This is a genomic window from Neisseria sp. (assembly GCF_030530745.1).
Lineage (GTDB): Bacteria > Pseudomonadota > Gammaproteobacteria > Burkholderiales > Neisseriaceae > Neisseria.
The window spans coordinates 20,564-28,827 of record NZ_JAUMUI010000023.1; the positions used below are offsets into that span (position 1 = coordinate 20,564).

Annotated in this window: 7 protein-coding genes and 1 pseudogene; 7 read left to right on the forward strand and 1 reads right to left on the reverse strand. The window is 54.9% G+C overall.

Translation table 11 applies throughout. The features are described 5' to 3' along the window. The first annotated feature begins 39 nt into the window (after positions 1-39). The 6 genes and pseudogenes from Q3970_RS08435 to glmS all read left to right on the forward strand — a co-directional run bounded on the left by Q3970_RS08435 (position 40) and on the right by glmS (position 5,303). On the forward strand, positions 40-693 hold the full coding sequence (locus Q3970_RS08435; protein WP_303100135.1) for a pyrimidine 5'-nucleotidase: 654 nt from the start codon (positions 40-42) through the stop codon (positions 691-693). 72 nt (positions 694-765) lie between these two features. Continuing rightward, positions 766-1,074: a spore cortex protein gene (locus tag Q3970_RS08440; RefSeq protein WP_303100136.1), complete on the forward strand. Its 309-nt coding sequence runs from the start codon at positions 766-768 to the stop codon at positions 1,072-1,074. 111 nt (positions 1,075-1,185) lie between these two features. Further along, complete coding sequence (gene glmU, locus Q3970_RS08445; RefSeq protein ID WP_303100137.1) at positions 1,186-2,553, forward strand: bifunctional UDP-N-acetylglucosamine diphosphorylase/glucosamine-1-phosphate N-acetyltransferase GlmU; 1,368 nt, start codon at positions 1,186-1,188, stop codon at positions 2,551-2,553. Between the two features lie 229 nt (positions 2,554-2,782). Continuing rightward, positions 2,783-3,007: pseudogene (locus Q3970_RS10730) on the forward strand (toxin C-terminal domain-containing protein); the annotation flags it as partial. 1 nt (position 3,008) lies between these two features. Then, positions 3,009-3,389: an Imm41 family immunity protein gene (locus tag Q3970_RS08455; RefSeq protein ID WP_303100139.1), complete on the forward strand. Its 381-nt coding sequence runs from the start codon at positions 3,009-3,011 to the stop codon at positions 3,387-3,389. 75 nt (positions 3,390-3,464) lie between these two features. Then, positions 3,465-5,303 (forward strand): glutamine--fructose-6-phosphate transaminase (isomerizing), encoded by a 1,839-nt coding sequence (gene glmS, locus Q3970_RS08460; protein WP_303100140.1) that lies wholly within the window; start codon positions 3,465-3,467, stop codon positions 5,301-5,303. Between the two features lie 89 nt (positions 5,304-5,392). Here glmS and purB read toward each other — a convergent pair whose 3' ends face one another. After that, positions 5,393-6,763: an adenylosuccinate lyase gene (gene purB, locus Q3970_RS08465; RefSeq protein WP_303100141.1), complete on the reverse strand. Its 1,371-nt coding sequence runs from the start codon at positions 6,761-6,763 to the stop codon at positions 5,393-5,395. Between the two features lie 438 nt (positions 6,764-7,201). Between purB and Q3970_RS08470 the strand changes: the two genes are divergently transcribed. After that, complete coding sequence (locus Q3970_RS08470; RefSeq protein WP_303100142.1) at positions 7,202-8,086, forward strand: patatin-like phospholipase family protein; 885 nt, start codon at positions 7,202-7,204, stop codon at positions 8,084-8,086. Positions 8,087-8,264 lie beyond the last annotated feature (178 nt).

An 8,264-nucleotide genomic window follows, 5' to 3' on the forward strand; every position in this document is an offset into this window, starting at 1 on the left:
AAACGGCATCATGCCGCCTGAAAAAATATTTCAAATATCATGACTTGTCAAACCGTTTGGCTGTTCGATCTCGATAACACCCTGCATCACGCCGATGCGGGCATTTTTACCTTAATTAACCGCCGCATGACTGCCTACCTTGCCGGGCGGCTGAATTTGGATGAAAAAGCCGCTTCCGATCTGCGGCAGGATTATTGGCACCGCTACGGCGCCACGCTGGCCGGGCTGCAGCTGCACCACCCTGAAGTGTGTGTAAACGAATTTTTACAACACAGCCATCCTTTGGCCGAAATCCTGCCCGAGCTGGTGCCGGTGGCCGGGGCTGCAGAAACTTTAAGCCGTCTGAACGGTCGAAAAGCAATATTCTCAAATGCACCCTCGTTTTATGTGCGCGCACTGGCAGATGCCATGAATATCACGCCCTGTTTCGACGCCTTGTTCGGCACCGACGATTTCGGCCTGCTCTACAAGCCCCACCGCCGGGCTTATTTAAACGTATGCCGCCTGCTGGATACGCCGCCCGGGTGCTGCATCATGGTGGACGACAGCGCCGACAACCTGCATACCGCCAAAAAACTGGGCATGAAAACCGTTTGGTTCGGCGCCACCGCCCGACCTCTGCCCTTTGTAGACTGCGCCGCTCCCGATATGGCCGCACTGCGGCAGTGGGCGGCGGCAGAATCTCCGCTATGAACAGGGCGGCAATTTGATTAAAATGGCATCTGCCTTACCCATCCGGTGCTTTCAAAATTTTAAGGACAAATCATGCGTTATATCACTTTTTTAGCCGCCCTCGCCGCTCTGGCGGGCTGCTCTTGGGAAACCTATCAAAACGCCGAAGGCCGCACCGCGCTGCGCCAGAAATACGAACCCGGCACCCCCGTGGTGTATCAGGACGGCACTTATTCGCGCAATATGCGCTATAACCAGTTCCGCCCCGAACAGCGCGCCGTTACCTCAGGCAACAGCGGGCACGACGTGCGCGGCACCCACTGGCAGCAGCCCGGCGGCCAACAACAGCCCGAAGCCGAAGCCGAACCCGTAAACGGCGTAACGCCGGATATGGCGCAATAAACACCCGCCGCACCCAAACCGGCCGGCAGGCCGTCTGAAACCGCAAAATGCAGGTTTTCAGACGGCCTGCGCGAATACATCAACCGACATTATGAAAGACAAAGCCGTATCATGAGCCAATCACCCCTTCACGTTGTTATCCTCGCTGCGGGCAAAGGCACGCGCATGTATTCCAAACTGCCCAAAGTGCTGCACGAAATCGGCGGCGAACCGATGGTGGCGCGCGTTATCGATACCGCCCGCAGCCTCAACCCCGCAGGCATTCATGTGGTTATCGGCCACGGCAAAGAAATGGTGCGCGAAAAAGTAAAGCGCGACGTGAACTGGGTGGAGCAAACCGAACAGCTCGGCACCGGCCACGCCGTGAAAACGGCCTTGCCGCACCTGCCCTCGGAAGGCCGCACGCTGGTGCTGTACGGCGATGTACCGCTCACCGACACCGCCACGCTTGAAGCCCTGCTGACCGCCGCAGGCAGCGAAGTCGGCCTGCTTACCGATGTGCTCGACAACCCCGCAGGCTACGGCCGCATCATCCGCGAAGGCGGCAAAGTGGTGGCGATTGTCGAAGAAAAAGACGCAAGCCCCGAACAAAAAGCCGTGAAAGAAACCAACACCGGCATCTTAGTGCTGCCCAACGCCAAGCTTGAAAGCTGGCTGAACAGCTTGAGCAGCAACAACGCGCAGGGCGAATACTACCTCACCGACCTGATTGCGCTGGCCAACGCCGACGGTATCGCCGTGCGCCCCGTGCAGGTGGCCGCCTCTTATCTGGCCGCCGGCGTCAACAACAAAGTGCAGCTGGCCGAACTGGAACGCATTTTCCAAACCAATCAGGCGCAAGCGCTGCTCACCGCCGGCGTTACCCTGCGCGACCCCGCCCGCTTCGATTTGAGAGGCCGTCTGAAACACGGCCAAGATGTCGTTATCGATGTAAACGTGGTGCTCGAAGGTGAAGTGGAGCTGGGCGACAACGTGGAAATCGGCGCCAACTGTGTGATTAAAAACGCCAAAATCGGCGCCGGCACCAAAATCGCCCCGTTTTCCAGCCTGGAAAACTGCGAAATCGGCACCGCCGCCGCCATCGGCCCCTATGCCCGCCTGCGCCCCGGCGCGAAACTGGCCGACGAAGTGCACATCGGCAACTTCGTCGAAGTGAAAAACACCGTAATAGGCAAAGGCAGCAAAGCCAACCACCTCACCTATCTGGGCGACGCCGAAATCGGCAGTCAAACCAATATCGGCGCCGGCACCATCACAGCCAACTACGACGGCGTCAACAAACACAAAACCGTAATCGGCGACGACGTGCGCATCGGCTCGAACGTGGTGCTGGTCGCCCCCGTGTCGCTGGGCAGCAAAGTAACCGTCGGTGGCGGCAGCACCATCACCAAAAACTGCGAAGACAACACCCTCGTGCTCGCCCGCTCGCGCCAAACCGTGATTGAAGGCTGGGTGAGGCCTGAAAAGAAAAGTAAATGAGGTTTCCAATGATCTCTATTTACTATTATTTCACAAATTCAAACAAGAGAATATTATGATTAAAAATATTGTTATGATCATTATAGGATTTAGTTTTTCACTAACTATATCCGCTTCCGAAATCAATAAAAACGAAGGCCTTATCCAAGTAGCAAGTAGAAATAAAGCAAATATTACTTCTACTACTTCTAACTCCGGCAGATATCAAAGAATAGTCAAATATTCAACTGACGCGGAAGCTGCAAAAGCAGCCGAAAAATTAGGTTATATAAAAACAAACTATAGAACACGAAACGGAGCAGCCGTTTTTAAAAAAGGCAACAGCTACATCAGCCGTGATGTTGACGGACATAGCGGCGGAACATGGAAAGAAGCCTCTAGTCCTGAAAAACTAAACAGCGACAAAACCAGAAACGGTACTTTTGATGAAAACATGAAAAGAATTGGAAATTAAAATGGACAAACTTGATAATTTTTACAGAAATATAACTTTCTCAGAGAAATATGACGAAAAATCATTTATTTATGAATGGATAAACAATGGAATTTGGTGTGATGAAGAATATTGGAAACTAGAGGCTTCATTAAATCATCTTAAAACACAATATCCTTATCCGAACGATATTCCCAGGGAAATATGTTTAGGTATTGTCCGCATCATGGAATTAATGATGGTTCCTAACTGGTTGGATTTTGAAATACAACCTTCTGTAAACCATCCTGCCAATACCGATGCTACCATTTATGAACGCTTTGAAAGATTGAAATTCGTATGCCGGAGCATTTTCAGCGGAGAAACATGCGAACTGTTTGACTATTACCCTATTGAAAGTTAAACGAAAATTCCTAACCAAGCTGTTCGAACACCGAACGGCTTGATTTCACTAACCACTTGATACTAAGGAACTTATATGTGCGGTATCGTAGGCGCCATCCGCGCCGACCACAACGTAGTGGATTTTCTTACAGACGGCCTCAAACGCTTGGAATACCGGGGCTATGATTCATCGGGCATCGCCGTACAGGTTGACGGCAAAATCAAACGCGTGCGCCGCGTCGGCCGCGTACAGTTGATGGAAGATGCCGCCAAAGAAAAAGGCCTGTTCGGCCACATCGGCATCGGCCACACCCGCTGGGCCACCCACGGCGGCGTAACCGAACCCAACGCCCACCCGCATATTTCAGGCGGCCTGATTGCCGTGGTGCACAACGGCATCATCGAAAACTTTGAAGACGAGCGCGCCCGCCTGCAAGGCTTGGGCTACGAATTCGAGTCGCAAACCGACACCGAAGTGATTGCCCACAGCATCAAACACGAATACACCGCCAACGGCGGCAGGCTGTTTGAAGCCGTTCAATCGGCCACCCGAAACTTCCACGGCGCCTACGCCATCGCCGTGATTGCGCAAGACAACCCCGACGAAATGGTGGTTGCCCGCATGGGCTGCCCGCTGCTGATTGCGCTGGGCGACAACGAAACCTTTATCGCCTCCGACGTTTCCGCCGTGATTGCCTTCACCCGCAACATCGCCTACCTTGAAGACGGCGACATCGCCGTGTTACGTGCCGGCGGCATCGAAAAACTGATCGACAAAACCGGCAATCACGCCCAGCGCAAAGTGAAAGTATCCGAACTTTCACTCGCCTCGCTCGAACTCGGCCCCTACAGCCACTTTATGCAGAAAGAAATCCACGAGCAGCCCCGCGCGATTGCCGACACCGCCGAAGTGTTTCTCGACGGCGGCTTCGAGCCGGAAAACTTCGGCGAAAAAGCGCGCGAAGTGTTCAACGATATCGACAGCATCAAAATCCTCGCCTGCGGCACATCATATTATTCCGCCCTCACCAGCAAATACTGGCTGGAGAGCATCGCCAAAGTGCCGACCGACGTGGAAATCGCCAGCGAATACCGCTACCGCGACGTGATCGCCAACCCCAAACAGCTGATTATCACCATTTCCCAGTCCGGCGAAACACTCGACACCATGGAAGCGCTGAAATACGCCCAATCGCTCGGCCACAAACACAGCCTTTCCATCTGCAACGTGATGGAATCCGCCCTGCCGCGCGAAAGCGAACTGGTGCTCTATACCCGAGCCGGCGCCGAAATCGGCGTAGCTTCCACCAAAGCCTTCACCACCCAGCTGGTCGTATTGTTCGGCCTGGCCGTTACTCTCGGCAAAATGCGCGGTTTGGTGGGCAGCGAGCAGGCCCGCGCCTATCTCGAAGAATTGCGCCAGCTGCCCGGCAGCATCCAGCACGTGATGAACCTCGAGCCGCAAATCGCCGCTTGGGCGCAAAAGTTCGCCAAGAAAACCAGCGCCCTCTTCCTCGGCCGCGGCATCCACTATCCGATTGCCCTTGAAGGTGCGCTGAAGCTGAAAGAAATCACCTATATCCACGCCGAAGCCTACCCTGCGGGCGAGCTAAAACACGGCCCCTTGGCACTGGTGGACGAAAACATGCCCGTGGTGGTAATCGCACCCAACGACAGCCTGTTGGACAAAGTGAAAGCCAATATGCAGGAAGTGGGCGCGCGCGGCGGCGAGCTGTTTGTGTTTACCGACCTCGACAGCCACTTCAACGAAGGCGAAGGCGTACACGTTATCCGCACCCCGCGCCATGTGGGCGTGCTCTCACCCATCGTGCACACCATTCCCGTGCAGTTATTGTCATACCACGCCGCCCTCGCGCGCGGCACCGATGTCGACAAACCGCGCAATCTGGCCAAATCGGTAACGGTGGAATAACGCCCGTTTGGTGGTTTGATTAAAAAGCAAAGGCCGTCTGAAAAAACATTTTCAGACGGCCTTCCGTATCACTGCCGGCCAACCGGCTTTCAAATCCGCTTCGCCAATTCCTCGGCCTTACCCACATACAGCGCGGGCGTGAGCGCGAGCAGCTGCCGTTTGGCTTCGGCGGGGATTTCCAGCGATTCCACAAACACTTTCAGCACCTCGGGCGTGATGCCGTCTTTGCCGCGGGTGAGGTCTTTCAGTTTTTCATACGGGTTGGCCGCGCCGTAGCGGCGCATCACGGTTTGGATAGGCTCGGCCAACAATTCCCAAGTAGCGTCCAAATCGGCGGCCAGCGCGGCGGGGTTGGCTTCAAGCTTGTTGAGGCCGCGCAGGTGCGCCGCCCAGCCCAGCACGGTGTAGCCCGCGCCCACGCCCATATTGCGCAGCACGGTGCTGTCGGTCAGGTCGCGCTGCCAGCGCGAAACGGGCAGTTTTTCGGCCAAAAAGCCCAACACGGCGTTGGCCATGCCCAGATTGCCTTCGGAATTTTCAAAATCAATCGGGTTGACCTTATGCGGCATGGTCGAAGAGCCGACTTCGCCCGCCTTCACTTTCTGCTTGAAATAGCCGAGCGAAATATAACCCCAAACGTCGCGGTTGAAATCGATCAATATGGTGTTGATGCGGCTGATGGTTTGGAAAAACTCGGCCATATAGTCGTGCGGCTCGATTTGAATGGTGTAGGGGTTGAAGGTCAAACCCAGCGATTCTTCGACGAATTTTCTGCAATGAGTTTCCCAATCCACATCGGGATAGGCCGCCATGTGGGCGTTGTAGTTGCCCACGGCGCCGTTGATTTTTCCTAAAAACTGCTGCGATTCGAGCTGTTTGGTTTGGCGTTGCAGGCGGTAAACCACGTTGGCAGTTTCTTTGCCCAGCGTGGTGGGGGTAGCAGGCTGGCCGTGGGTGCGGCTCATCATCGGCACAGCGGCCAGATCGTGCGCCATTTCGGTGAGTTTGGCAGTGATTTCGGCCAGTTTGGGCAGCAGCACGGTTTCGCGCGCGTCGCGCAGCATCAGCGCGTGGGAGAGGTTGTTGATGTCTTCGCTGGTGCAGGCGAAGTGGATAAACTCGCCGGCGGCGGCCACTTCGGGCACGCCGGAGAAGCGTTCTTTCAGCCAGTATTCAACGGCTTTCACGTCGTGGTTGGTGGTGGCCTCAATGGCTTTCACCGCTGCGGCGTCTTCCGGAGAAAAATCTTCAATCACGCGGTCGATTTCGGCAACGGTAAAGCTGCTGAACGCGGGCACCTCGGTGATTTCCGGTGCAGCGGCCAATGCTTTTAGCCAATTGAGTTCGACTTTCACACGCGCCTTCATCAGGCCGTATTCTGAAAAAACCGGGCGCAGCGCTTCAACGGATCGGGCATAGCGCCCGTCGAGCGGGGAAAGGGCGGAAATGGGGTTGATCATAATCGGTTATCCTGTAAATGGCAGAAAATTCAAGACGGCGATTATACATCAATGCGCGGTGGCCTTTGTTTTTTATGGGGAAGCAGGTGCGCCTTTTATGTTTGTATACCGGTTTTCAAAATATATATAGTTAAACCACCAAATTTTAGTAACTGCTCCGTCATACTCGGGCTTGACCCGAGTATCTCACTTTCTTAAAAAAATTTCTGAAATCCAAAAAGATACTCGGGTCAAGCCCGAGTATGACGTGCGTACTTTTTCTTAAGTTAATTGGCTATAGTGGCAAAACCGCAGCAGGCCGTCTGAAAGCAAGCGGCACGGCATTTCCGCCCCGCCCGCTTTCAGACGGCCCGATTTATCCGACCCAAACGTTTTTATTACATTTTTATACGCATAAACCGTTATAATCATGCGTCTTTATAATAACTGCCAACTGCCATGAAAGCCCGCCTCTCCCTGCCCGTCTTTGCCGCCGTGCTGCTTGCCGCCTGCGGCACGCCGAAACAACCCGCACCGAGCCCCCAACCGCCCGTGCAGGCCAAACCCAAAGCCGTGGTCGGCCTGGCGCTCGGCGGCGGCGCATCAAAGGGCTTTGCCCATATCGGCGTGATTAAGGTTTTGAAAGCCAACAATATTCCCGTCCACTTGGTTACCGGCACCAGCGCAGGCTCGATTGTGGGCAGCCTGTATGCGGGCGGTATGTCGCCCGACCGCTTGGAGCTGGAGGCCGAAATTCTGGGCAAAACCGATTTGGTCGATTTAACCCTTTCCACCACCGGCTTCATCCGCGGCCAGAAGCTGCAAAACTATATCAACCGCAAGGTCGGCAACCGCCCCCTGCAGGATCTGCCGCTTAAATTCGCCGCCGTCGCCACCGATTTGGAAAGCGGCAAAATGGTGGCCTTCAACCGCGGTAACACCGGCCAGGCCGTGCGCGCTTCGGTGAGCATTCCCAACGTGTTCCAGCCCGCCGTTATCGGCGGCAGGCGCTATGTCGACGGCGGCCTCTCCGCCCCCGTGCCGGTGAGTGCGGCCAAAAACATGGGCGCAAACCTGGTGATTGCGGTGGATATTTCCGCCAAACCCGCCAAACTGTCGGACGCAGGCTTTTTCTCTTATCTCGATCAAAGCCTCAACATCATGAGCACCGCCGCACTGCAAAACGAACTGGCCAAAGCCGACATCGTCATCAAGCCGCAGGTGCAGCACTTGGGCGCGGTAGGCGGTTTCGACCAGAAAACGCAGGCCGTCAAACTCGGCGAACAGGCCGCACAGGCCGCACTGCCCGAAATCAAGCGCAAACTGCAGGCTTACCGGTATTGACGCCGGCTTCCGAATGCGGATGTTTTCGGGTTTGGGAAAGTTTTAAGATATTGAAAGGCCGTCTGAAAATTTTTTTTCAGACGGCCTGATCTTTATATAACGGTTATGACGTTGCAACAGGGCTAGGGTCTGTTGACAATTGGCCGGCGAAGCGGTTTTTTGAGGCAAAAACCGCGTA

Excerpts from the sequence above, each read along its gene's own strand:
- Q3970_RS08435 (WP_303100135.1), top strand. The coding sequence starts at position 40 with ATGACTTGTCAAACCGTTTGGCTGTTCGATCTCGATAACACCCTGCAT.
- Q3970_RS08440 (WP_303100136.1), top strand. The coding sequence starts at position 766 with ATGCGTTATATCACTTTTTTAGCCGCCCTCGCCGCTCTGGCGGGCTGC.
- glmU (WP_303100137.1), top strand. The coding sequence starts at position 1,186 with ATGAGCCAATCACCCCTTCACGTTGTTATCCTCGCTGCGGGCAAAGGC.
- Q3970_RS08455 (WP_303100139.1), top strand. The coding sequence starts at position 3,009 with ATGGACAAACTTGATAATTTTTACAGAAATATAACTTTCTCAGAGAAA.
- glmS (WP_303100140.1), top strand. The coding sequence starts at position 3,465 with ATGTGCGGTATCGTAGGCGCCATCCGCGCCGACCACAACGTAGTGGAT.
- purB (WP_303100141.1), bottom strand. The coding sequence starts at position 6,763 with ATGATCAACCCCATTTCCGCCCTTTCCCCGCTCGACGGGCGCTATGCC.
- Q3970_RS08470 (WP_303100142.1), top strand. The coding sequence starts at position 7,202 with ATGAAAGCCCGCCTCTCCCTGCCCGTCTTTGCCGCCGTGCTGCTTGCC.